Origin of the sequence: Candidatus Palauibacter scopulicola, from assembly GCF_947581915.1 — a bacterium.
GTDB lineage: Bacteria > Gemmatimonadota > Gemmatimonadetes > Palauibacterales > Palauibacteraceae > Palauibacter > Palauibacter scopulicola.
Window position 1 is genome coordinate 25,402 of record NZ_CANPWG010000068.1, and the last position, 22,144, is coordinate 47,545.

Annotated in this window: 18 protein-coding genes and 1 tRNA gene; 6 read left to right on the forward strand and 13 right to left on the reverse strand. The window is 69.6% G+C overall.

The features are described 5' to 3' along the window. The first annotated feature begins 159 nt into the window (after positions 1-159). Positions 160-906 carry a class I SAM-dependent methyltransferase gene (locus RN743_RS14830; protein WP_310780962.1) on the forward strand — a complete coding sequence of 249 codons (747 nt, stop codon included), beginning with the start codon at positions 160-162 and terminating at the stop codon, positions 904-906. Positions 907-944: 38 nt separating this feature from the next. On the opposite strand, the gene RN743_RS14835 is transcribed toward RN743_RS14830, so the two are convergent. Beyond that, positions 945-1,343 (reverse strand): PIN domain-containing protein, encoded by a 399-nt coding sequence (locus tag RN743_RS14835; protein ID WP_310780964.1) that lies wholly within the window; start codon positions 1,341-1,343, stop codon positions 945-947. Beyond that, positions 1,340-1,555 carry an AbrB/MazE/SpoVT family DNA-binding domain-containing protein gene (locus tag RN743_RS14840; RefSeq protein WP_310780965.1) on the reverse strand — a complete coding sequence of 72 codons (216 nt, stop codon included), beginning with the start codon at positions 1,553-1,555 and terminating at the stop codon, positions 1,340-1,342. Before RN743_RS14840 ends, RN743_RS14835 begins: the two co-directional genes overlap by 4 nt. Positions 1,556-1,766: 211 nt before the next feature. Here RN743_RS14840 and RN743_RS14845 point away from each other — a divergent pair, with 211 nt between their 5' ends. Both RN743_RS14845 and RN743_RS14850 read left to right on the forward strand, forming a co-directional pair. Next, positions 1,767-2,345 carry a hypothetical protein gene (locus tag RN743_RS14845; RefSeq protein ID WP_310780966.1) on the forward strand — a complete coding sequence of 193 codons (579 nt, stop codon included), beginning with the start codon at positions 1,767-1,769 and terminating at the stop codon, positions 2,343-2,345. Between the two features lie 93 nt (positions 2,346-2,438). Next, positions 2,439-2,511 (forward strand) — tRNA-Lys (locus RN743_RS14850). Here RN743_RS14850 and RN743_RS14855 read toward each other — a convergent pair. After that, a complete protein-coding gene (locus RN743_RS14855) occupies positions 2,512-5,259 on the reverse strand; it encodes a TonB-dependent receptor (RefSeq protein WP_310780967.1) in 2,748 nt (915 codons plus the stop codon). It abuts the tRNA gene before it with no gap. A gap of 10 nt (positions 5,260-5,269) precedes the next feature. Beyond that, positions 5,270-5,977: a hypothetical protein gene (locus RN743_RS14860; RefSeq protein WP_310780968.1), complete on the reverse strand. Its 708-nt coding sequence runs from the start codon at positions 5,975-5,977 to the stop codon at positions 5,270-5,272. Between the two features lie 177 nt (positions 5,978-6,154). Between RN743_RS14860 and RN743_RS14865 the strand changes: the two genes are divergently transcribed. Further along, on the forward strand, positions 6,155-6,799 hold the full coding sequence (locus RN743_RS14865) for a porin family protein (protein ID WP_310780970.1): 645 nt from the start codon (positions 6,155-6,157) through the stop codon (positions 6,797-6,799). 22 nt (positions 6,800-6,821) lie between these two features. Here the strand turns inward: RN743_RS14865 and RN743_RS14870 are convergent, their stop codons facing one another. From RN743_RS14870 to RN743_RS14905, 9 genes are all read right to left on the reverse strand, one after another. Further along, complete coding sequence (locus RN743_RS14870; RefSeq protein ID WP_310780971.1) at positions 6,822-7,625, reverse strand: N-acetylmuramoyl-L-alanine amidase; 804 nt, start codon at positions 7,623-7,625, stop codon at positions 6,822-6,824. A gap of 148 nt (positions 7,626-7,773) precedes the next feature. Then, positions 7,774-10,437 (reverse strand): M14 family metallopeptidase, encoded by a 2,664-nt coding sequence (locus RN743_RS14875; protein ID WP_310780972.1) that lies wholly within the window; start codon positions 10,435-10,437, stop codon positions 7,774-7,776. Positions 10,438-10,582: 145 nt separating this feature from the next. After that, positions 10,583-12,391 carry an AAA family ATPase gene (locus tag RN743_RS14880; protein WP_310780974.1) on the reverse strand — a complete coding sequence of 603 codons (1,809 nt, stop codon included), beginning with the start codon at positions 12,389-12,391 and terminating at the stop codon, positions 10,583-10,585. Between the two features lies 1 nt (position 12,392). After that, positions 12,393-12,620: an AbrB/MazE/SpoVT family DNA-binding domain-containing protein gene (locus RN743_RS16065; protein WP_343219051.1), complete on the reverse strand. Its 228-nt coding sequence runs from the start codon at positions 12,618-12,620 to the stop codon at positions 12,393-12,395. 11 nt (positions 12,621-12,631) lie between these two features. Next, positions 12,632-15,487: a leucine-rich repeat protein gene (locus RN743_RS14885; protein WP_310780975.1), complete on the reverse strand. Its 2,856-nt coding sequence runs from the start codon at positions 15,485-15,487 to the stop codon at positions 12,632-12,634. Positions 15,488-15,491: 4 nt separating this feature from the next. Then, positions 15,492-15,701, reverse strand: a complete 210-nt coding sequence (locus RN743_RS14890; RefSeq protein WP_310780977.1) for a hypothetical protein — start codon at positions 15,699-15,701, stop codon at positions 15,492-15,494. Positions 15,702-15,910: 209 nt separating this feature from the next. After that, a complete protein-coding gene (locus RN743_RS14895) occupies positions 15,911-16,258 on the reverse strand; it encodes a hypothetical protein (protein WP_310780978.1) in 348 nt (115 codons plus the stop codon). A gap of 68 nt (positions 16,259-16,326) precedes the next feature. Next, positions 16,327-20,226 carry a hydantoinase B/oxoprolinase family protein gene (locus RN743_RS14900; RefSeq protein ID WP_310780979.1) on the reverse strand — a complete coding sequence of 1,300 codons (3,900 nt, stop codon included), beginning with the start codon at positions 20,224-20,226 and terminating at the stop codon, positions 16,327-16,329. Beyond that, the gene (locus RN743_RS14905; RefSeq protein WP_310780981.1) at positions 20,226-21,014 is read right to left on the reverse strand and encodes a glucose 1-dehydrogenase; all 789 of its coding nucleotides are present in this window, start codon (positions 21,012-21,014) and stop codon (positions 20,226-20,228) included. The genes RN743_RS14900 and RN743_RS14905 overlap by 1 nt, the downstream gene beginning before the upstream one ends. 268 nt (positions 21,015-21,282) lie before the next feature. Here RN743_RS14905 and RN743_RS14910 point away from each other — a divergent pair, with 268 nt between their 5' ends. Beyond that, positions 21,283-21,594 (forward strand): hypothetical protein, encoded by a 312-nt coding sequence (locus RN743_RS14910; protein ID WP_310780982.1) that lies wholly within the window; start codon positions 21,283-21,285, stop codon positions 21,592-21,594. After that, positions 21,551-21,985, forward strand: coding sequence for a type II toxin-antitoxin system VapC family toxin (locus RN743_RS14915; protein WP_310780984.1), 435 nt, complete (start codon positions 21,551-21,553; stop codon positions 21,983-21,985). The genes RN743_RS14910 and RN743_RS14915 overlap by 44 nt, the downstream gene beginning before the upstream one ends. Positions 21,986-22,144 lie beyond the last annotated feature (159 nt).

Sequence of the window (22,144 nt, forward strand, 5' to 3'; positions counted from 1 at the left end):
TCTCAATACGTCCGCGACCCTTGCCATGCGGGCCGCGACCCTTCTCCCTACGAGTCGCGACCTCGTGTCGGGTTCACGCCCCGCGCGGCCGCGACGTCACACCCGCCCGCCCACGACGGCACACTTGAACGAATCCCGGGCGGCGGGTTTCTTGTGCCCATGAGTACACCCGGCAACGAGGCCCCATTCGACGAGGCCCCATTCGACTTCGACGGCGCGTACGGCGGCGACTACGAGTACATCGCCCGCACGGTGATACCCGGCTACCGGAGCTCGTTCCGGCAGGCGCTCGCGCTCCTCGAGGGACGCTTGGAGGGACGCCTGGAGGGACGCCGGGGCCCGAGTCCGCGGGTGCTGGTCGTCGGGGCCGGAACCGGCATCGAGCTGGTCACCTTCAAGGCGGCGCAGCCCGGCTGGCGGCTGACCGGCGTCGATCCGTCGCGCCAGATGATCGACATCGCCAGGGACCGGACGGGGGAGGCCGGCGTGGGAGACGGCGTCCGTCTCGTGCACGGGCACGTCTCCGACCTCGACGAGGACGGCTTCGACGCCGCGACCTGCTTCAACGTCATGCACTTCCTCCCGGACGACGGCGCGAAGCAGGCGCTCCTGCGCGACATCGCCCGCCGCCTCGCGCCCGGCGCCCCCTTCCTCCTGTTCGAACTCCACGGAGACCGGAACGGCCCCCGCTTCGACGAACTCTTCGCCGCCTGGGCCCGGTACTGGGAGATCCAGGGGATGGGAGAGGCGGAACGGGCCGCGTTCCGGGCGAAGATCGACGAGGGCATCCACTGGGCTTCCGAGGCCCGCATCCTCGAACTGCTGGCCGGCGCCGGCTTCGAGGACGCCTGGCGCTACTACCGCGCCCTCCTCTACGGCGCCTGGCTCTCCCGCCGCGCCCGGTAGCGTCCCCACCGGACGAGACGTTCCCGCGGGAACGCGGTTCAGTCGCCGCGTTCGAGTTCGGGGAAGTAGCTGGAAAAAAAGCCACGGTCGCGGGTGAGAAAGCGGTCGGCGGCGGCCACGGCGTGGGCGCCGATCAGAAAGTCCGTGATGATGCGGTCCCGGGCCCCTCCGGATTGGCGGTATCGTCCCCAGCGGCGCCCCGCATCGTGGGCCATGCCCGCATCGATCGGAGAAACGACGACGTTGACCTCGCGCAGCGCCCGGTCCAGCGCCTCCCGGTCCGGGAACGCGGGGGCCAACTCGGCGTACACGACGTGAGAGACGATGATCGCCCCGGCGTCATATGCCTCCACCAGCCACTCGCGCGAGGTGCGGCCGTGACGTTCGTCCGGAAGGAAGATGTCGAGCAGGACGCTCGTATCCACCGCCGTGATCATCGACCCCGAATCGCCTCGATGTAGTCGTCCGTGTTCCCACCCGTCCCCAGGATGCCGTACACCCGGTCCACCGGGTGCCCGGCGGCCGTTCGCTTTCGAATGAGAAGGCCCCCTTCCGTTGGAACGAGTTCGACTTCGACGTTGTGATTCATGCCGAAACGGTCTCTCAGCTTCTTGGGGATCGTGATCTGCCCCCGCTCCGATATGCGCATGTTCCAGGCTCGACGATTCGAGGTATGAATACTGACAACGGAAAATCATATTTTATCATCCATACTATTGGCAAGGCAGGGGCCGGGGCGCAGACGACGGGTCGGCCGAAGCGTTGCCTCACGTTGAGTGTTCAGGCAGCATGATGGAGAGGAGGATCAACGGAGGATCAACGAAGGAGCACTACCGGGGGATCGCGGGTAGTACGCCACCATGAACAGATTGGAAACGCACCGGCGGCGGGTTGCGCCGCAGACCCGCTTCCTCGCGACCGCGGCGGCGGTCGCGTCAACGGCCCTTCTGGCGGCGGCGCCCGCGGCGGGCCAGGACCCGTCTGGTGAGCCGGAGGCGTCGACGGTGCTCATGATTTGGGGAGGGATCCGGGCGGACGGGGAACTCGTGCTCGAGCCCGCCTTTGCGTACGAGGGCAGGGTCCGCAGTCCGGGGGCGTCGGGTGACTACCGGGTGCGGGGGCTCGACGGCGAGGGGGAGACGCTGTTCTCGATCCGCTTCACGCCGGGCGAGATCTCGGATGGGAGCAAGGGGTTTTCGTACTCGATTCCCTTCGATCCTGCCTGGACGGAGGCGCTGGACCGGCTGGAACTCAGCGGGCCGGAGGGCGTGACAACGGTGGGCCGGGAGGCGGGCGCGCGGGCGATGATGGCGATCGATCGCGCCACCGGGCAGGTGCGGAGCATCCTCCGCAACGCGGCCGGCGGGCTCCCCGCGGAACTGGCGGCCGACAGTTCCGGCCTGCGGATTCTCCGCGGACTGCCGCGTCCCCCGGGCTGACCGCGAGGTGACCGCGAAAGGTGTACGGCGTCGGCGCCGGTGTTAACTTGAGCCGCGCCGGGCGGAGGCCCCGTCGGGTCCGCCCCGCTTCCCGGCCGGGTAGCTCAGTTGGTAGAGCAACGGACTTTTAATCCGCAGGTCGTGGGTTCGACCCCCACCCCGGTCACTAGTTCCAGCGATACGCGAGACGGACGTAGTAGAAGCCGCCGTTGGAGCCGAAGGGGGATCCGGGGCCGTAGCGGTTGCCGGAGAACGTGGCGCCGGGATTCTCCGCCGGATACCGGTTCAGCGCGTTCTGCCCCCCCGCGGTGACGGTGAGCGCGTCGCCGATCGACCACGAGGCCTCGAGGTCGACGAGATGGGCGCCGGGATACGAGACATCGTCCCGTGAATCGAACCAGCCGGCGTAGTAGCTCACGCGCCCCAGGAGGTTTAGCGGGCCGAGCGCGTGTTTCCCCGTGAGAATCCAGCGCGTGCCGGGAAGCCCCCCCTCGAGCTGGCGAATGCGGGTGTCGTCCAGCTTCGTCGGATCGAACTCGGTGACCTTCGTCTGCGTGTGGTTGAAGGCGAGGCTCAGCGCCGTCCCGCCGGCCAGCGTCGCGGGCGCGTACGTGGCGACGACGTCGAGACCCTGCGTGCGCGTGCTGAAGTCGTTCGTGAAGAAGCGGAACTCCTGCAGGTTGCGCGCGCTCACGATGCCCTCCTCGACGAGTCTCGTCTGTTCGTCGGGCGTGAGATTGAAGCGCTGCGTGAGCGCGATGCGGTCGGACAGGGCCACGCGGAAGTAGTCCGCCGTGAGCAGGAAATCGCCGCGCTCCAGCACGGCTCCGGCCGCGAAGTTGCGGGACTTCTCGGCATCGAGCTGCACCCCGCCCCGCAGCTCCGCGACTCTGGAGGTGGAGGGGATCGTCCCGCTGTTCACCAGGTCCCCGAGGTTGCGGTCGAAGATGGTGGAGACGTTGAAGGCGTTCTGCTGGCCGGGAGTGGGCGCGCGGAAGCCGGAGCTGAGGCTGCCGCGCAGGGCGAGGGCGTCGGTGAGCGCGTACCGCCCCGCGAGCTTGCCGTTCAGCGTCGATCCGAAGTCCTCGAAGTCTTCGAAGCGGAGGGCGGCGCCGAGCGTCCAGCGGTCGTCGCGGTAGTCCCGCAGTTCGGCGTCCGCATAGAAGGCGGTGTTCGTGCGGTGCCAGTCGCCGGCCGCGATGGGGCTGAAGCCGGGAAAGCCGTTGGAGCCCGCGCTGAACCCCTGCGGTGCGAGGCGGCCCAGCGTCCACGATTCGTCCTCGCCGAGTCCGACCGTGAAGTGCTCGTCGCGCCACTCGACCCCGGCCGCCAGGTCGAGCAGGTCGCTCACGGCGTACGCCGCGTCGACGTTCAGGTTGACGTCCACCTGCCGGTAGAGTCCCGGATCGAACTCGGTGGGCGTGGCCGGGCCCAGCGAGGCGTTGACCGTGTTGAAGATGAAGAAGTCCACTTCGTGCCGGCCGTAGTTCCCGCTCACGTCCCAGTTCAGGCGCCCGATCTGGCCCTCCACGCCCGCGACGAGCGAGGCGTCGGTCACATCTCCCCCGAACTGCGGCGTGAAACCACCCGGGAACAGCTCCTGGAAGGTGAAGCAGTTCGGATCCGCGAGGACGTGCTGGAGGGCGGCCGGGTCCGGCAGCCCATCGGTGACCCGGACGACGGGGCAGCCGGCGGAACCGTCGAGGACCCCGTCCTCGGCGTCGAGCAGGTCGCCGATGAGGAGCGTCTCGCCGGCGTCGAGGCTGAACACGCCGCTCCGCGTGTTCGGGTTGCGGTAGAAGAAGCCCCCGGTCACGCGCTGGCTCGCATGGTTCGCGTGCGCGTAGGCCTTGGTGCCGCTGCCGAGGAAGTAGCCGAAGTTGCCCCACAGCTTGAGGTCGTCCTCGATCTTCGGCGCGCCCCAGATCTGGGCCGGGTCGCGGACGTGCGCGTTCCCGCGGGAGACGAGGAGCGCGGCGTCCGCCCGCTGCACGCTGCGGCTGCTCGAGTTCGAGTGTCCGTACTCGGCGCTCAGGTTGGCGAAGCCGGTCGCGCCGAGCGGCAGTCCCGTGTTGCCGGACATCGTGTAGCCCTCGCCGCCCCCGTCGGCGAAGCCGCCTCCGCGCACTTCGAGCGCGCCGCCCGACCGGGCGTCCTTGAGATGGAAGTTCATGACGCCGGCGATGGCGTCGGAGCCGTACTGGGCCGAGGCGCCGTCCCGCAGCACCTCCACCTGGCGGAGGGCGATGGCCGGGATGGTCGAGATATCCGGGCCCTGCGCGCCGTCGGCGACGCCGTTGCCGATCCACGTGATGACCGCCGCCCGGTGCCGCCGCTTCCCGTTCACGAGCACGAGCGTATGGTCGGGGGCCAGGCCCCGGAGGTTCGCGGGCCGGATGATCCTCGCCGCGTCTCCGACGGCCTGCGGGTTGACGTTGTAGGAGGGGATCGTCGCTCGCAGAAGATCGTCGATGTCCGTGTCCCCCTGGTCGAGCAACTCCGAGGGGGCGAGCGCGTCGATGGGGACCATCGATTCCGTGGCGGTCCGGGGTCGCGACCGGCTGCCGACGGCGACGAGGCCGGCTACGGAGATCACGGTCGGAGTCAGGGGGACCTCGAGCACGACGACGGAATCGTCCACGACGGTGGCTTCCCGCCGCGCGATCGCGTAGCCGAGAAGCCGCACTTCGACCGCGATGCCGCCGGAGGGAAGGTCCGGCATGCGGAAGCGGCCCTCGACATCGGTGATCCCCCCGTAGCCGAGTCCCGGCAGCACGACCTGCGCCCGCGGCAGACCCGCCCCGGTGTCGGCGTTCCGCACGACGACCTCCAGCCCGCCCTGTGCGAGAACTCCGGCCGGCACCGCCAACAGCCCGATCGCCGCGAGGACGAGGATCCTCCACATCCTGGGCATCCTCCGCATCCTACGCCTCCTCCGCGCCCGGCGGAGCGGCTGCGAGCAGGCTCTGCGTCCAGGCCGCGATGTGCTCCATCTGCCGCTCGCGCTCGCCCGCCCACCGGGGCAGCCGGAGGGCGTTGGCGACCAGCACGCCGCCCCCGCCGAACCCCATCAGCGCAGGGACCATCAGCGCCGCGTCCGCTCTGCCGTCCGCGACCATGATGAAGGCGACGATCACCGCCATGACCGAGAACATGGCGCCGACGAAGGTGGTTTCGAGCGCGTCGCCCTTGCGTGTGCCCAGCCGAAGGCGGTGGCCCGCCTCGGTCTGCTCGAGGACCGCGTGCAGGTTCCCGTTGCTCCATTCGCGAATCCCGCCCTCGGCCGTGACCTCGCCCTTCGCGTCGAACGTGGCCCGCAGTTCGGCGACGAGGAATTGCCACTCGCGATCCGTCAGCTCCCGGGGGAGTTGGACGATCCGGCCGGCGGAAATCGGAACGCCGAGCAGTCTTCGCGGCGGTACGACCCGCGGGGGCGTATCGAGTTCGGCGGCGGCCGCCGCGACGCGCTCCTCGGGGAGCCCGACCTCGAGACCCACGGCCTGGAGTTCGCCGAGCGTCAGTCCGCCGTCCACGCGAGAGGGCAGACGGGCGCGCTCCTCCTCGGCCGCCTCGGCGGCGCGTGCGAAGATCTGCCGTACTTCGTCTTCTCCGTACCTGCGTTCGCTGTTCATGGCGGCGTGAATCTGTGGGCCATCGGCGGGCGATGGAAAGATGAACGATGGCGGGACGGATGATGGCGGAACGGGCTCGGCCGACGCAGCTTGTCGGCGTACGCCGCGCCGGCGGACGCACGGAGCCGTGCCGGGGGCGCACCGAGGCGGGCGGGCAAGCGAGACAAGGAGCGGGATGTGAGAGCGATCCGGTGGTTTGCGGCGTTCGCGGCCGTCACGGCTCTGCTGGATCACGGATCCGCGGCGGCGCAAACCGCGTTCGGAATCAAGGGAGGGGTGACCTGGGCGGACGCCGCCTTCATCGACCAGTTCACCTCGGAAGCGCTCATGCGAAAGGCGGGTGGCGGGTTCGTGACCCTGCCCCTGTCGGAGCGCTCGACGGTCCAACTCGAAGTGCTCTATATGGAACGGGGATTCTCGACCTCGGGGCTGCACCAGGACGGCTCGCGGACGAGGATGTCCTACCTGGATTTCCCCATCCTCCTCAGGTTTCGGCCGACGCCGTCGGCCGCGCGTCTGCGCCCGATCCTCCTGGCGGGCGCGTACTGGGGCCACGAGGTCGGCTGCCGTCTGGAGGGCGGCGTGGCGCAGTTCGAGGAGAGCAACAGCTGCGAGGGCCGCTTCCAACTGCGCGGCGTCGCGGACGTGGGTCTGATCGTCGGCGCGGCCATCGAGGTGGCGACGGCCGGCGCCTGGTTCGTGACGCTCGAAGGCCGCTACCACTACGGCATCCGCAACCTCTACTGGGACCCCGCGTCCGACGGAGCCAAGGCGCGCAACCTGTCCGCGTTGGCCGGCTTCGGCGTTCGCGTGGGAGGGTGACCCGAATCCGCGGCGCGGCCGCCTAACCGTCCTCTCGGCCCGGGGTCGGCGCGGCCGGCAGTGCCGTGACCGAGAACGCCTTGATTCCCTCGACGATCCCGCGCGCGGCCCGCTCGGGCGCCCCGAGGATGATCTCGCGGTCCCGTGCGCTGGTCATGAACCCCGTCTCGATGATCAGGGCGATCGTCATCGGGTGGAGGGCGTGCTCGTACCGGCGGTAGTTGAAGGCGTAGTAGTTCCGCATGCGACGGGTCGCGACCGGAAGTTCCCTCAGGCCGGTCGCGGCGCCGTACGCCTCGCGCAGCGCGCGCGCCGCATCCTCGGCCCGTCCCGTGGCGTCGCGCCGCGGGGAGGCGATGCGGTATCCCGATGCGGCGGGGCTGTCGCTCCCGTCCGCGTGGATCGAGATGAAGAGGTGCGCCCGGTAGCCGGGGGGCACGACGGCGGGGAGGATGTCGACCTCGTAGCCCAGCGCCTCGAGTTCCTCGGCCGCCAGCCGGGCGATGACGAGGTTCGCCTCCCACTCGGCGGTTTCGCGCCACCGCGTGCCGTTGTAGCGGATACGGCGGAGTTCCGGCGGGGCTTCGGCGGCGAGCCAGTGTCCGGCCTGGAGGCCGATCCGGATGGGGCCCGCGGGGGGCTCCCAGTCCTCGGGCGTGGGGATGGGGCCGGGGTAGCGGTTGTAGTCCCGCCACGAGCGCCACCGCTCGGCCGCGGCGGCGTCACGTTCCGTAGCGCGCTGCTCCTGGGCTGCGGCGCTGCTGGCGCCGGGTCCCGCGACTCCGGCGGCAAGCACCACGGCGGCGGTGAGTACGGTCAGCTTCAAGTTGAGACCTCCTCGCGAAACGCAGTCGCCACGCCTACGCCCCACCTACGCCCCCACGCCTTCAACCCCCGAGCCGCTCGGCGCGTTTGACGCTAACCCGCACGGCGCCCGCCCGGCAACGGTCCGGCGACGGCGGCCCCGCGACGTTCTAGCGGCAGTTCAGCCCGGGGCTCGGAGGGAGTCCCTCGGTCGCGGAAGCGGCGAGCGCGTTGAACAGGAGCTTGAACGTGTTGCGCGGCTGGCCGCGGAAGTGGGGCCGGAAGGCGAACAGCACGACCTGGCCCGCGCCGACCCCGACCTGCGCGGCGGCCGGGTAGCCGGCGAGCACCTCCTCGCCGCCCAGCGTCCAGCCGCTCACGAGAAAGTCCGCGTCGGCGTAGCACACCGGAGTCGAGACCCGGCCGATGTTGCCCGCCGTCCCGCCGCCCGTCCGCTCCAGCACCTGGCTGCGGGAGAAGAGGGCCACCGCCTCCTCGTCCATCCCGTAGCCGAGCGGGTGCGAGGGGTCGACGCGGAGCCGGATCACGGATCCCGGGATGAAGAACTCCTGCGATGAGAGCCCCCGCGCCCGGTTCCGGAAGGGGAGTCCGAAGGTCTCGATCGCGTAGTCGACCGCCTGGTCGGAGGCGACGAGCCAACCCCCGCCCTCGACGAAGGCGCGGAGCGCGGCGGCGCCCGCTTCGCCGAGGCCGCCCGTGTACTCGTCCGGCATGGTGCCCGGCAGGTTCCCGCTCGCGATCCCGCCCCCGGCCTGCGAGGGGAGGAGGATGACGTCGAAGCGCGACAGGTCGCCGCTCCGCACGTCCTCGTCCCACACGTTCTCCCACTCGAAGCCGTACTCGTCGAGCACCCAGCGCGTCCAGCCCTCGGGCATGGGGGCCTGCCACGAGCGGTAGATCGCCACGCGCGGCGCTCGTGCCTCGGCGGCGGCGCCGGGAGAGGGCGGGGAGGCGACCCCCGTGAGCGTGAGTCCGTGGTCGGCGGCGAGCGCGCGGGCCTCATCGGCGGACAGGTCGGGCAGCCAGTACGATCCGGCGGGGATGTCGCCGTCCGGCGTCGCGAGCGCCTGCACGGTCCGGAAGCGCTCCGGGGCTTCGTTCGCGCCCCCGCCTTCGCCCGGATCCCCGCCTGCGCCGGACTCGCCGCCCGCGGCGGACAGCCCGCGGTAGATCGCGGTGGCGTTGCCGTGCACGGCGAACCCGGCCGCCCCCTCGCCGCGCACCTCGCCGATGTCGGTCGAGACCTCGCCCCACTCGCCCGGCGGCATGTCGAACGGTTCGTCCACGTTCACGACCGCCAGCCCCATCTGGAAGCGGAGTTCGTAGCCAGTCATGTCGTACGGCGGCTCCGGCGGTCCGCCGGGATACTGGCGCCGGTCGGGATATTCCTTGGGCTCCATGAGGTCGACCACGTAGGGCCGGAAGGCCTGGGGTGGAATCACGTACGACCCGGCGGGGAAGGCGAGATCTCCCTCCGGCCCCGCCACGGAGAACGGCTCCGAGGCGCGCAGGAACTCGATCCCGGACCGCGACATCAGGCCCATGAACTCGACGACCGCTCCCGGATCGTGCGAGGCCCGGGGGTCGAGCACGTAGGCGAACGGGCCGCCCTCGGCCGCGTTGCCGCGCTCGATCTGGCGCCGGCCCATGAGGTAATGGTTGAAGAGGTATTCCTCCTTGAGCTTCGCTCCCATGTCCGCCACGGCCTTCGCCGCCGTCATCATGTAGTCCATGGCGTCGCGCAGGTGCCAGCAGCCGCCGAGCCACGGGTTGTTGTAGTTCGTCGACGGCGTCTTCGCGGGCAGGTGCCCGGCGCGCGCGCCGAAGGTGTCCGGGATCTCGTCCTCGTCGTAGCAGCGGGGCGTCGCGTAACCCGCTCCCGCCGTCTCCGTCAGGAACCCGAGCATGTTGTGATAGTCGGGTCCGCCCCTCATGGAACCGTTCCACCACAGATCGAAGACGATGCCGCTGTTGACGCCCGGCTTCCCCTCCTCGTCGAAACGCCGCCGCATCGAATGTCCCATCTGGTTCAGGGAACTCACGACGAGCGGATCGAGGTGCGGGTTCACGGGGTTCTCGAAGGGCGGCATCCAGATGCGGCCGGGGAAGGGGCTCGACTGATGCTGGTTATAAACGATCTGCGGAAACCAGTTGTGATACAGTTGCCGCGTGACGGCCCGCGTCTCGACCTGCGTCAGCATATACCAGTCGCGATTGTTGTCGTGTCCGATATAGTGATGATAGAGCTCCGGCACGCGCGCCATCTCGAACTCGCCGCCCACGTTCGACATATACCAGTCGGCGACGATATTCAGACCGTCCGGGTTCATGTTCGGCATCAGGAGGACGACCGCGTTCTCGCGCACGCGCCGGGTCTCCGGAGACTCGTCCGTGACGAAGTAGTGCGCCATCTCCGGCATCAGCTGCCCGTGGGCGACCTCGGTGGCGTGCAGTCCGCCGTCGATCCACACGACGGCGACGCCTTCCCGCGCCAGCGCCCGCGCCTCCTCCTCGTCGAGGACGGATCCGTACCCCGCCTCCGGGTCGCGGGCATAGGCCAGCGTCCGCGTGATCTCCTTGATCCGTTCCAGGCGGCGGAGATTGGACGGCGATGAGATCGCGGCAAGGTAGAGGGGCTCGCCGCGCGTGCTCTCCCCGATCTGCTCGAGCAGCATGCGATCGGTGGAAGCCGCGAGCGCCTCGAAATACGCCTTGATCCCGTCGTAGTTCGTGAGCTTGTAGTCCTCGCCGGGCGCGAACCCGATGATCTCCGCGGGCATCGGCACGTCAGCGGTGCCGCCCCGCGAATCCATCGCGCACCCCGTAACGAGTACGCCCGAGACACTAAGGACCGCGGCAGCGAGCCGAGGACGTAGCCCCTTACCGGACCATGTAGATCTTGTCACTTGTCAATCTCCGCTTGAGGAGTCGTTTCGGTCCGTCCGGGACGGCGGCGAGTCACACTTCGACTCCGTCCTCGTGCTGCGTGAGTTCGAGTAGGAGATCCAGCTTCCCCCGGACTTCGCGCGGGATTGCGGAAGGCTCCCAAAGGGCAACCAGGCGATGGAACTCGCCCTTCCTGAGCAGAATCGGAAGGCCCAACTGTTCTCCGGCCCGACGAAAGAACTCTTCCGCGAAATCGCTCAGCTTGATCGTGCGTGTCGTGGCATCCCAGAGAAGCATCGCAGCTCCGGGTTCGAGCGCTTGCCAGGTGGAGTAATCCTCCACTTCCCCGTTGAAGACGCGTTCCAGGACGAGATCGTCAAGAACTCTGTTTATGGTCTCGCGAACGTCTGGGTCCAGATCCTCGGCGGAATCTCCGTCGGCAAGCGCTTTCTCGGCGAACTGCCTCAGGATATCAGGTGTGACGATGTAGTTCTCGACCTCATAGCGTCCCCAAAAGGCAATAGTCAGATTACCTTCCCTCGAATCCTCTCGTTCTCGACCGTCACTGTCGCGAATCCACAATCCTCTGAGTCCGGGCACCATCCCATGCATCGCCCCGAAGTGCCTCTGCGGCTGTTCTCCGTAGGCGCCTTCCGCCCGCTCGAGTTCTGAAAGCAGATCGGGTTCCGGGTGGTTGTCTTGTTCGTAGTATGTGTTAATTCCGCCTCCGCCATCCCAAACTTCCGCGACCGAGTGTCGCAGCTTTCTCGCGAGCGCGCGAAGGATGTCGAGGTCCGTCCGCCCTTCCACATAAAGCACGTGACCGCGCTGCCGGGCTCTGACATAGTGTTCGGTTCCGTAGTACCTCAGAGCGGAGAGCAGATCCGTCCGGGCAGCCAGGTCGTGTGCCGTACCTTCGAGGAGGAGGGTGAGATTGTCGTTGAGCGCCTCCCCGTACACGACCTCCGAATGCGTGGCGATCACCACTTGCGAATCGTTTTCGGCGGCGATCTCGCGGAGCACCGTGTAGACCTGCTTCTGGCGGAGGATCTCGAGGTGTGCGTCGGGCTCGTCGATGAGGAGGACACTGGGTGGATGAGAGTGAACATAAGCGAGAATCAGGAGCATCTGCTGGAGTCCACGACCGGCAAGTGCGACCTCAAGTGGTTCTCGGAGGCCGGCCTGCCGGTAGTGGAGAGCAATGCCACCGCGCACCGTCTCGGCAGGATCCTCGAGTTCGATCGCGAACAGGCGACGCATCAACTGGGCGATGCGTGCCCAGGTGTCGGAGTCGCTATGATACACCATGAGGCAGAGGTTGCGCAGTACCTGAGCCGTCTGTCCCTGGCCAAGCAGCACATCGATCCGGCCCGGCTGAAGAAGCGGCTCCTCGATGTCGATCCCGGACATGGGGTACAGAAGCCGCACGTCGATTCCCGCGGCGGTTGCGATGGCACCGGGATTCTCGAGTGTGCTCTCGTCCGGCGTGCAGTAGATCAGCTCAGTACCCGAATTGCGGAAACTCATGGTGACGGGGCAAACGTCGCCTTCGTGCAGAACACCAAGTGTGATTTCCATCATGATGTTCGTTCGGCCGGTGCGGACCACCGTGTTGTGCCAGAACTGTCGGGTGCGCGGCACAGGTACGGAGACAATGCTCAGCCGGTTGAGGGCTGTCGCCGTCCGCTTACGGGGGGGAGCTTCGCCCTTGCGCTCGAACCAGGTCTTCACGGCCTGTGACCACAGCGCCATCGCTTGAATTGCCGTCGTCTTGCCGCAGTTATTCGGGCCGATGAGGACCGTGGGATGATCCAGCTCGATGCGCTGTGTATCACCGAACTGCTTGAAGTTCCGTATTTCGAGGTAGTGGAGTGGCCTCATCTCAGGTCCGGTTTCTCGCCATATGGGACCGGTCGTGGTCCCGGTCAACGGTCGTATCGATGCCGCGGACGAATCCCCGAGCGGCCTCGATGGGTTGGAGCGGAATCAACTGGACCCGCCCGTCGAAAGCCAGGACTTGCACTTCCTGCCCCGGACGGAGACCCAGGCTTTCCCGCACCGCCTTGGGAATCACGATCCGATACCGGGAAGAAACGGTCACAATGCTCAACGTGCAATCCGTCAGTTGGGGATGATGCGGACCACGCGGCCGTTGCGGTCGACGACGCGGATGGGGCCGCGGAGGATGTCGTCGCCGTAGGGGATTCGGCGTTCGGGCGTGGCGCGGGCGCCTCCCGTGGATCCGGGGATCCGGTAGAGTTCGGCGAGCCCGACCTTGACGTCGTACCCCAGGTCCGCCAGCGACTGGACGGTGATGAGGCTCAGGAGGTCGCGCTCGCCCGCCGCCTGGAAGGGCGTCATCAACTCGTGGCCCAGCACGGACTCCCGCCAGTGGGAGTCGGCCGCCCCCGGGCTCGATGCGTTTTCGACCGGGACTTTCTCGCCGTCGTCGTAGTTCGCGCCGCCCCGCTCGTCGAACGCGGCGATGGCCAGAGGCCCCGTGAAATGGGTGTCCGCTCCCGTGTTGTGGACGGACGGGTTCCGGAGCAGGCCGTGGTCGACCCACACCGTCCCGATCCCCAGGACGTGGCCGATCTCGTGCAGGATCACCTCCTCGACATCCTTGAGGTTCCCCCTCTCCTCGAGCCGGGCGAGGTCCGTCGCGTCGAGTTCGAGGGCGCCGACGGCAGGCAAGCGGGACTCTTCGCGGACAACGCACGGACCGGCCCGGGCCAGGACGCCGTCCTCGCCGTCGATCTCCCGGACGGACGCCACGACCACGATGTCGTCCACGGTGCCGATGCGCTGATCCGTCGTGATGTCCCAGCAGCCGGGCGCCATATCCTGGCCGAGCGGGACATCCGCCAGTTCCGTGTCCGCCAGGATGGCCGTCCAGGAATCGACGGCGTCGGCGAAGGCCTCGGCCTGGGAATCCGTCACCTCATCGAGGAGGATGAGGTCGATGTCGAAGGGCCGTGAAGCCGCCTCTCTCACGATCACGGGGAAGGAAAGCTCCGCGGTCGCGCCCGGCGGGTCGGTCGCCGTGAGGGTGACGGTCGTGGAACCCGCGGCGACGGGGGTGAGCGTCACGACGCCATCTTCGGCGGTCACGGTCGCCACGCCGGCGTCGACTGTGGCGGCCGAGATGCGCACGGCGGCGCCCTCGGGGTCCCGGAAGTAGTCCGACGCCGTGAACGTGGTTGGGTGGGCGCCGGACTGCAGGCGCTGGGGCGCCACTTCGCGCTCCGGCACCGGCGGCGCGTTCGTCCCCTCCCCGAAGAGGATGAGTGGGTCGCCCAGCCCGATCTCGATGCCCGTCACCTGTCGCGGGACCGCGGGCGCCGGGCCCGCCACCACCTGGACCTCGTCCTGGCCGCCCTCGGTCGCCGTCACCGTGATCTCCGCGCTCCGTTCGCTCCCCGCTTCGAGGCCCGCCACCTCCGCCGAGAGCGTGCCTCCCCGCGCGGAGAGCGGAACCGGCATGGCGAACGGTGCCCCCTCGGCCACGGCGAGCGCGATCCGGGCGGGACCCGTGGCGGCGGGATCCGGATTGTCGGTCCGCTGGAGCTCGAGGGCGAGCGCGAACGGGGCCCCCGGGTTCTCCGCCAGGAGGAGCGTGTCGAGACTCGACAGGCCGGCGAACACCCGCTCCGGCAGCGCGGCCAGGCGGTTCCCGTCCAGCCGCAGCACGCGGAGCGCGGAGAGGCCCGAGAGCAGCCCCTCGGGCAGGTCGGCGAGCCGGTTGCCGTACAGACGCAGCGACTCCAGGCGGGACAGGTCTGCGAACGCGCCCTCCGGCAGCGCCGCGAGCAAGTTCCGGTCCAGCCGCAACTCGCGGAGGCTGGAGAGGCCCGCGAAGACGCCGGCGGGAAGCGTCTCGAGCCCGGTGTCCTGGAGCAGCAGGCTCTCGAGCGCGGAGAGTCCGCCGAACGTGCCCGCCTCCAGCGCACCGATCCGGCCGTTGCCGAGGTAGAGCCACTTCAGGTTGTCGAGTCCGGCGAAGACGCCGTTGCCCAGGGTCTTGAAGGCGTTGGCGCCCAGGTGCAGCCGCTCCAGGCCCGCGAGTTCCGCGAACGCGCCCGCCGGCAGGGTGGCGAGCGCGTTGGACCGCACCTCCAGCGTCTCGAGCGACGTGAGTCCCGCGAAGGCGTCTGCCGAGAGCGTCGCGAGTGCGTTGTCGCCGAGATCCAGCGTCTTCAGGCGCCCGAGACCCGCGAACGCGTTGGCGGGCAGCGTCTCGAAGCCGTTGTTCCGCAGGCGCAGTGTCTCGAGGCTCGTGAGATCGGCGAATACGCCGACCGGGAACGCGGTGAAGCCGACGCCGGAGAGGTCCAGGTTCCGGAGGTTGTACAGGCCTGAAAGATCGCCCGGCCTGAGGGTGGGGATCGCGATGCCCGCGAGGTTAAGCGTCGTGATCCCCAGGTGCGCCGTCGTAACGCCCGAGCAACTCTCGGCGCGGCTCCGGACGACGAGGGCGTCCCGGATCTCCGGAGTTCGGTCGCAGACGCCCTCCGCGATCGTCACCAGAGTCGAGGTGGTCGCTCCCAGTGCGTATCCCGCGCCCGTGGCCGGCGCATCCAGGCTGAAGAGGAAGGCTTCGCGCGCGGGTTCGATGTCGTCGTCGTCCCGGATCGCGATCCGGACCTCCGCGACGCTTGTCCCGGCGGGAACGGACACCGAACCATCGGTCCGATAGTCCGCCGTGTCCGCGTCCGCGGTGGCCGGGTCTCCGTCCGCGCTCAGCGTGTAGCGGACGGCGATGGGCGAGCCCGGCGGGGGATCGAGACGGACCGACACGATCGCGTCCAGGCCCTCGGATACGCCTCCCGCCAAGGCGCTGACCGTCGCCACCGGCGTCCGCGCGGGGTCCGGCCCCGGCCCCGGGTCGGTGCTGCCGCCGCCGCACCCGGCGACCGCCGCCGCGACGCCCGCCGCAACGCCCGCCAGCGTCCGCCCGCTCCGTGTCCGATCCACCATCAGCTCACCGTGAAGACGTCCCGTAACCGGCCGCCTGGTCCAGATCCTCGTGAACGAAGGCGGACTCCATCCGCATGATCTCCTCCGGGGGAGCGCCGAGATCCGTTGCGGTGTCGCGCCAGGCGGACACTACCCGCCCGATCTGGCCCACGATCCGCTTCGCGTCGTCGAGATCCAGACCATAGTACTCCGCGGTCGCCAGCGCGCGTTCCACCGAGGCGGTGCCGTCGTACTCGTCGATGTACGTCTGCAGGACCCGGGGGCCGACCTCTGCCGGGGTCGGGTTCAGGTCGTACGCCGGGGAAAGCCGCCAGCCCCGTCCGTCCTCATACAGATGAGGATGCTGAATAAAGCCTGCCGACGAGGAGGGGCGCGTCGTTCAGCTCCAGATGGACCAGTATCTGGCGTTCCACGCGGGTCGCCTCAGGTGCCCCCGCGCTCACGCCGCGAGCGGGGCGTGGAGACGCGTACGCGTTGCGGCAGGCGTTCCTCGAGCAGATCGAGCCCGAGCCCGTCCCGCTTGCGGTCGGCCAGTTCCGCCAGGCCGTCCTCCATCCCCAGGACAAAAAGCACGGTCGCGTAGTTGCCCATCGAGACGCCCGGATCACCCCGCTCGACCTTGCCGAGGGTGGTTCGGCTGATCAGTGCCCGTTCCGCCATCGTCGCCGCACGGATGCGGCGACGGAGACGGGCATCCCTGATGTCGGAGCCGAGCTTGCGGAGGAGTCGTCGAACCGGAAGCGGCAACGTGCCGTGAATGTTGTTCTTCATCGTAACGGCCATGATAGTGGACGGTATGAGCCATACCGTACATTATTACGGTCGTTACGACAAGCTGGTCATTCTCCGCCTCCGCGCGCGCCGGCCGCCCGGTCGGGGGAGACGTAGCCGTCGAGGATGTCTTCCCGTACCCGGTCGGGCGGGCGCCGTGCCGCGTCGCCGAGGCCGCCGCCCCCCGGCGTCTCCAGCACGATGCGCCGGCCGGGCGGGACGATCTCGCGGCCCTTGGGCCGGAACTCGCCCACGCCGGGCACGTGGACTCGCCCCGCGGCCCCGTCCCCGCCCCCGTCGCGTCCCCGGGCCGGGTTGCGGACCCGCTCGAACATCTTCGAGACGGCGAACGCCTCGCCGTCCGCGTGCGAGATCTCCATCACCTGGCCGAGGCCGCCGCGGAACTCGCCGGGGCCGCCGGAGTCGGGGAGGTACTCCTTCCGCCAGAAGATGAGCGGCGCGACCGTCTCGGTGATTTCGATCGGCGTGCTGCGGACTCCGGAGGGAAACGCCGTCGCCGAGAGCCCGTCCTTCCCGGGGCGGGCGCCCGTGCCGCCGGCGTGGAAGGGGTTCACGACGAACTCCGCGCCGCCGTACCGGTAGGCGCCGGTCAGTCCCGGCCCGGCCATGATGACGGGGTTCCAGAGGCACGACGCGCCTTCCGCGGGGACGGCTCCCGGTTCCAGCGCCTGTTCGAGGCAGCCGAGGACGACGTCCGGCAGCATCTGTCCGATCGCGTGGCGCGCGGAAACGGCGGCGGGAGGGGGCGCGTTGAGCAGCGAGCCGGGCGGGGCGGAGACTTCGATCGCCGCCAGCGACCCCGCGTTGTTCGGGACCTCGGAACCGACGATGCAGCGGACGCCGAACGAACTGTAGGCGCGCGTATAGGTCACGGGGACGTTGATGCCGCGCGACGACATCGGCGAGGTGCCGTCCCAGTCGATCGTGATCGTCCCATCGGGCAGGACCGTGAGCGCGCACACGAGGTCGAGGTCCTCGTCGTAGCCGTCGATCCGCATCCGGTTCCGGTACGTCCCCGGGCGGAGCGCGCCGATCCGCTCCCGCATCGCCCGCCGGGAGGTGGAGATGATCGTCTCCGCCAGCGGCTCCAGCGAATCGATCCCGAACTCCGACATCATCGCCACCAGCCGCTCGCACCCCGTGCGGTTGCAGGCGGCCAGCGAGTAGAGGTCGCCCTGGGCGACATCCGGGTCCCGCACGTTCGCCCGCACCAGCCGCATGAGCGTCTCGTCCACCCGTCCGCCCCGGATGAGGTAGCCGATGGGAAGGCGGATCCCCTCCTCGAACACCTGGTTCGCGTCCGCCCCGAAGCCGCGGCCCCCGACATCGGCGATGTGGCTCGTGGCCGCGAACAGCGCGACGGGGCGCCCGTCCAGGAAGGTCGGCGTGACCACCGTGAAGTCGTTGAGGTGTCCGGTGCCCTCCCATGGATCGTTCGTGACGAGGACATCGTCCTCGTGCAGTGTGTCCACGGGGAAATCCCGGAGGAAGAACCCGACGGAGGCGGCCATCGCGTTGACGTGCCCGGGCGTGCCCGTGACGGCCTGCGCGAGCATGCGCCCGGAGAGGTCGAACACGCCGGCGGAGAGGTCGCCCGCCTCGCGCACGGGCGTCGAGAAGGCGGTGCGGACGAGCGTCCGGGCCTGCTCCTCGACCACGGACAGAAGCCGGCTCCACATGATCTGCCCTTCGAGGGCGGCGATCCCGGTTGGCGCGCCGGTGCCCGCCGCGCCCGCCACGCCCCCCGCGCCTGCCGCGCGCTCCGCTGCCCCCCGCTCCGCCGCCCTCCGCTCGACGAGGAGGTGGCCGCCGGCGACGGCCCGCGCCGCCCAGCCGTCCGGGACCACGGTGGTCGTCTGGTCCTCGGCGATCAGGGCCGGGCCTCCGACGCGGATCCCCTCCGCGAGCGCGGCGCGCGTGTGAACCGCAGCGGTCATCGACTCTGCGCCCGTTCCGTCCCACAGCTCGGTCCGCCGCTCGGGCTCCGGTTCCCCCGCGGCGGCTCGCCCCTTGGCCGACGTTCCCGCGGGAACGTCCGCTTCGGCCAGTTGCCCGACGGGCGGGGTCCGGTCACGGGGTGACGTTCCCGCGGGAACGTCTGTGGCCTTCGCAGCGCCCTCCGCAGCGGGCGCCGACACGACGAGCGTCCAGCTCAGCACCTCGATGTCGAGTCCCGGAATCGTGCGGCCGTACACCGTCTCGTAGCTGCGGTCGAACGCGTCGCGCAGCTCCGCCGCGTCATCGAGGTCGCCGGGGAGATCGACGCCGATCTCGTGCCCCTGCCCGACGTAGCGCATGTAGGCGCGCGCCTTCTCGCTCGTCGCTGCGCCCGGCGCCCCGCGCGAGACCACGGCCTCCGCCTCGTCTCTCATTTCATCGAACACCTCCCGCACGACGGCGGGATCGAACCCGGACAGGCGCATGTAACGGCTGCGCACGACCTCATAGGAGATCGGGGCGAGGAGGAAGCCGACGGCCGATCCCACGCCGGCGTCGGCAGGCACCAGAAAGCGGTCCACCTCCAGCTTGTCCGCCAGGCGCGCCGCGTGGATGGGGGCGGAGCCGCCGAAGGCGATGAGCGTGCGTCCCGCCACCCCCTTCCCCCACTCGATCGCGTGCGTGCGCGCGGCGTTGGACATGTTCTCGTCCACCATCTCGCTGATCCCGAGCGCGGCGAGCCTCGCGTCGAGCCCCAGTTCGCGTCCCACGCGGGATTCGATCGCGGCCGCCGCCCGTCCCCGGTCGAGGGAGATCGAGCCTCCGGCGAAAAGCTGCGGATCGATCCGCCCCAGGACGACATCGGCGTCCGTCACCGTGGGCTCGTCCCCGCCGCGGCCGTACGCCGCCGGCCCCGGCTCCGACCCGGCGCTCCCGGGCCCGACCTGGATCCGCTCAAGGTCGTCCACGCCGGCGATCGACCCGCCCCCGGCCCCGATCTCCACCATCTCGATCACGGGAATCCGCACTGGGAGCCCGCTCCCCTGCTTGAAGCGGTAGCTGCGGGCGACCTCGAAGGTGCGCGAGTGGAGCGGCCGTCCGCCGTCGATCACGCACAGCTTCGCCGTCGTTCCGCCCATGTCGAAGGAGAGGACGTCTCCGAGGTCGAGGCTCCGCGCGAGGTGGCTGGCGAGGATGGCGCCCCCCGCCGGCCCGGACTCCACCAGGCGGACGGGCGCGGCGACCGCCGTCTCTAGCGTCGTGAGGCCCCCGCCCGAAGTCATGAGGAGGAAGGGGCAGGCGAGCCCCGACTCGCGCAGCGAAGCCGCGAGTCCCGTCAGGTAGCGGGCCATGAGCGGCTGGACATAGGCGTTCGCGCACGCCGTCGACTGCCGCTCGTACTCCCGCACCTCCGGACACACGTCCGAGGCCAGCGTCACCGGAAGGCCCGGCCTCCACGCGTCGAGGATTTCCCCGATCCGCCGCTCGTGGGCCGGGTTCGCGTAGCCGTGAATGAGCCCGACCGCGACGGACTCCACCTCCTCCGCCTCGAGCGTCGGGAGGAGCGCCCGCACGGAGTCCTCCTCCAGCGGGATGAGGACGCGGCCGCGGTGGTCGACCCGCTCTTCCACCGGGAGCCGGAGACGGCGGGGGACGAGCGGGGCAGGGCGGTCGACGCCGATGTCGTACTGCTCGAAGCGGTTCTCGTGCGCCATCTCCAGCGCGTCGCGGTGCCCCGACGTCACGATGAGCGCCGTGCGCGCGCCCCGCCGCTCGATGACCGCGTTCGTGGCCAGCGTCGTGCCGTGGATGACGAGCCGGACGGCGGAGGGTGGGACGTCCGCGAGCCCCAGCACCTTGTGCACGCCCTCGAGAACGCCCCGTTCGGGCGCGGCGGCGGTCGTGAGCACCTTCGTCGTGACGAGGCGTCCGCCGGTCTCCAGCGCCACGTCCGTGAAGGTGCCGCCGATGTCGATGGCGAGCCGTGCGTCGGGCACTGGTCCGCCCATCACCCGTCTTCGCGCAGCGGAACCGTGTAGTTCAGCGCCAGCCGTCCGCCGTCCGGGTAGATCGTCTCCCCGGTGAGGTACGAGGCGTAGTCGCTCGCGAGGAAGACGGCCACCGTCCCGATCTCGGCCGGGTCCCCGAACCGTCCCAGCGGCGTGCGGGAGAGGATCGTGCGCCGCGCTTCCTCGTCGGCGATCACCGAGTCGAGGATGTCGGTGACGATCGTCCCCGGCCCGATCGCGTTGACCCGGATGTCGTGCGGCGCGAGCGCGATGGCCATCACCTTCGTGAGCTGCATGACCCCGCCCTTGGAGGCCGCGTAGGCGAGCTGGTTCGGAATTGTCACCACCGCGTTCGTCGACGACATGTGGATGATCGACCCCTTCACCCCGCGCGCGACCATGTCCCGCGCCACGAGACGGGAGACGAGGAAGGTCCCGCGCAGGTTCACGCCCAGCACCCGGTCGAAGTCCTCGACCTCGGCGTCCAGAATCGAGCCCGCGGCGACGATCCCCGCGTTGTTGAGCAGGATGTCGCAGCGGCCGAAGCGTTCCGTGCAGGCGTCGAGCAGGGCCGCGCAGTCGTCTTCCCGGCTCACGTCGGCGCGCACGGCGAGGGTTTCCCGCCCCGTCTCCTCCGCGATGCGGCGGGCCGTGTCCGCGCAGCGCTCCTCCAGCACGTCCCCCAGCACGACATCCGCCCCGTGACGGGCGAAGGCGAGCGCGCACGCGGCGCCGATCCCCTTCGCCGCCCCCGTGACGATGGCCGTCTTCCCCTCGAGTGTGATCACGCTGAGCCCTTCCTGGTTCGGTTGACGTGCCCCTGTCGCGCCTCCTCGATGCGGCGCTTCCCACGCTCCGCTGCACGGTGATGATCCCGCGTTGATCGTCGGAGCGAAGCTGGGGAGGTCGGAGCGGCGGTCCCTATCGTATCGACGAAAGCGGCGTGTGGCATGCAACAGCGGAATCTCACCGCGGACGGGTTACAAAGTCTACCTCTCGTGCTTAGGTTCTCGGCATGGTATCTTCGTAAAATATACCAGAAACACGGAGTATACCATGAAGAAAGAGAGTCGGAAGTCGCCGACCGATGCTTCGCCGGACTCCACGCCGGATTCGGTGCCCGACACCGAACGCGTGACGATCGACGAAGCCGGCCGCGTGGTGGTTCCCGCCCGCTTTCGCCGGGCATTGGACATTCGGGGCCGGCAGCAACTGATCATGGCCTTGGAGGGCGACACGATCCGGCTGCGTACCCCCAGCGCCGCACTCGCGCGGCTGCAGGCCATCGTGCGCCGGCACCGGAAGGGCTCCGGGAGCGTCGTCGATGAATTCATCCTGGAACGGCGAGCCGAAGCTGCCCGTGAATGAACCGGCCGAGACCGTCCTTGACGCCTCGGCCGTCCTGGCGGCCCTGCTAAATGAACCGGGGGCGGTTCGCGTCGAACGCGCGCTCAAGCGAGGAGCCGCCATGTCGTCCGTGAACGTGGCCGAGGTCGCGGCGCGTCTCTCGCAAGACGGTCTGTCCTCCGTGACGGTGGCGAGCGTCGTCCGGGGATTGGGGGTCGAGATCATTCCCTTCGACCGCCAGGCGGCGCTGCTCAGCGGCGCCTATCGCCCGCAAACGCAGCGTCACGGCCTCGGACTGGGTGACCGGGCATGCTTGGCCACCGCATGCAGCCTCGGTCTCCCGGCCCTCACCGCCGACCGAAGCTGGGCCGACCTCGACATCTCGGGCGTGACCATCGTCCAGATCCGGTAGGAGGTGCGGGGTGGATCCAGGAGAGGAGAGACAGGTAGCAGGGTTGGGCCGAGCGTCCGTTGTCTGATAGAACAGGAACGCAAAATGAGTGAGACGAACAATCGGGGGTGGGCCGAGCGGCAGGCGGCCAGTCCTGAGTCTCGCAGGCTGTATGAGGAG

Excerpts from the sequence above, each read along its gene's own strand:
- RN743_RS14910 (WP_310780982.1), top strand. The coding sequence starts at position 21,283 with ATGAAGAAAGAGAGTCGGAAGTCGCCGACCGATGCTTCGCCGGACTCC.
- RN743_RS14840 (WP_310780965.1), bottom strand. The coding sequence starts at position 1,555 with ATGCGCATATCGGAGCGGGGGCAGATCACGATCCCCAAGAAGCTGAGA.
- RN743_RS14915 (WP_310780984.1), top strand. The coding sequence starts at position 21,551 with ATGAATTCATCCTGGAACGGCGAGCCGAAGCTGCCCGTGAATGAACCG.
- RN743_RS14895 (WP_310780978.1), bottom strand. The coding sequence starts at position 16,258 with ATGAAGAACAACATTCACGGCACGTTGCCGCTTCCGGTTCGACGACTC.
- RN743_RS14880 (WP_310780974.1), bottom strand. The coding sequence starts at position 12,391 with ATGAGGCCACTCCACTACCTCGAAATACGGAACTTCAAGCAGTTCGGT.
- RN743_RS14875 (WP_310780972.1), bottom strand. The coding sequence starts at position 10,437 with ATGGATTCGCGGGGCGGCACCGCTGACGTGCCGATGCCCGCGGAGATC.
- RN743_RS14860 (WP_310780968.1), bottom strand. The coding sequence starts at position 5,977 with ATGAACAGCGAACGCAGGTACGGAGAAGACGAAGTACGGCAGATCTTC.
- RN743_RS14835 (WP_310780964.1), bottom strand. The coding sequence starts at position 1,343 with ATGATCACGGCGGTGGATACGAGCGTCCTGCTCGACATCTTCCTTCCG.
- RN743_RS14845 (WP_310780966.1), top strand. The coding sequence starts at position 1,767 with ATGAACAGATTGGAAACGCACCGGCGGCGGGTTGCGCCGCAGACCCGC.
- RN743_RS14855 (WP_310780967.1), bottom strand. The coding sequence starts at position 5,259 with ATGCCCAGGATGTGGAGGATCCTCGTCCTCGCGGCGATCGGGCTGTTG.
- RN743_RS14900 (WP_310780979.1), bottom strand. The coding sequence starts at position 20,226 with ATGGGCGGACCAGTGCCCGACGCACGGCTCGCCATCGACATCGGCGGC.
- RN743_RS14830 (WP_310780962.1), top strand. The coding sequence starts at position 160 with ATGAGTACACCCGGCAACGAGGCCCCATTCGACGAGGCCCCATTCGAC.
- RN743_RS14885 (WP_310780975.1), bottom strand. The coding sequence starts at position 15,487 with ATGGTGGATCGGACACGGAGCGGGCGGACGCTGGCGGGCGTTGCGGCG.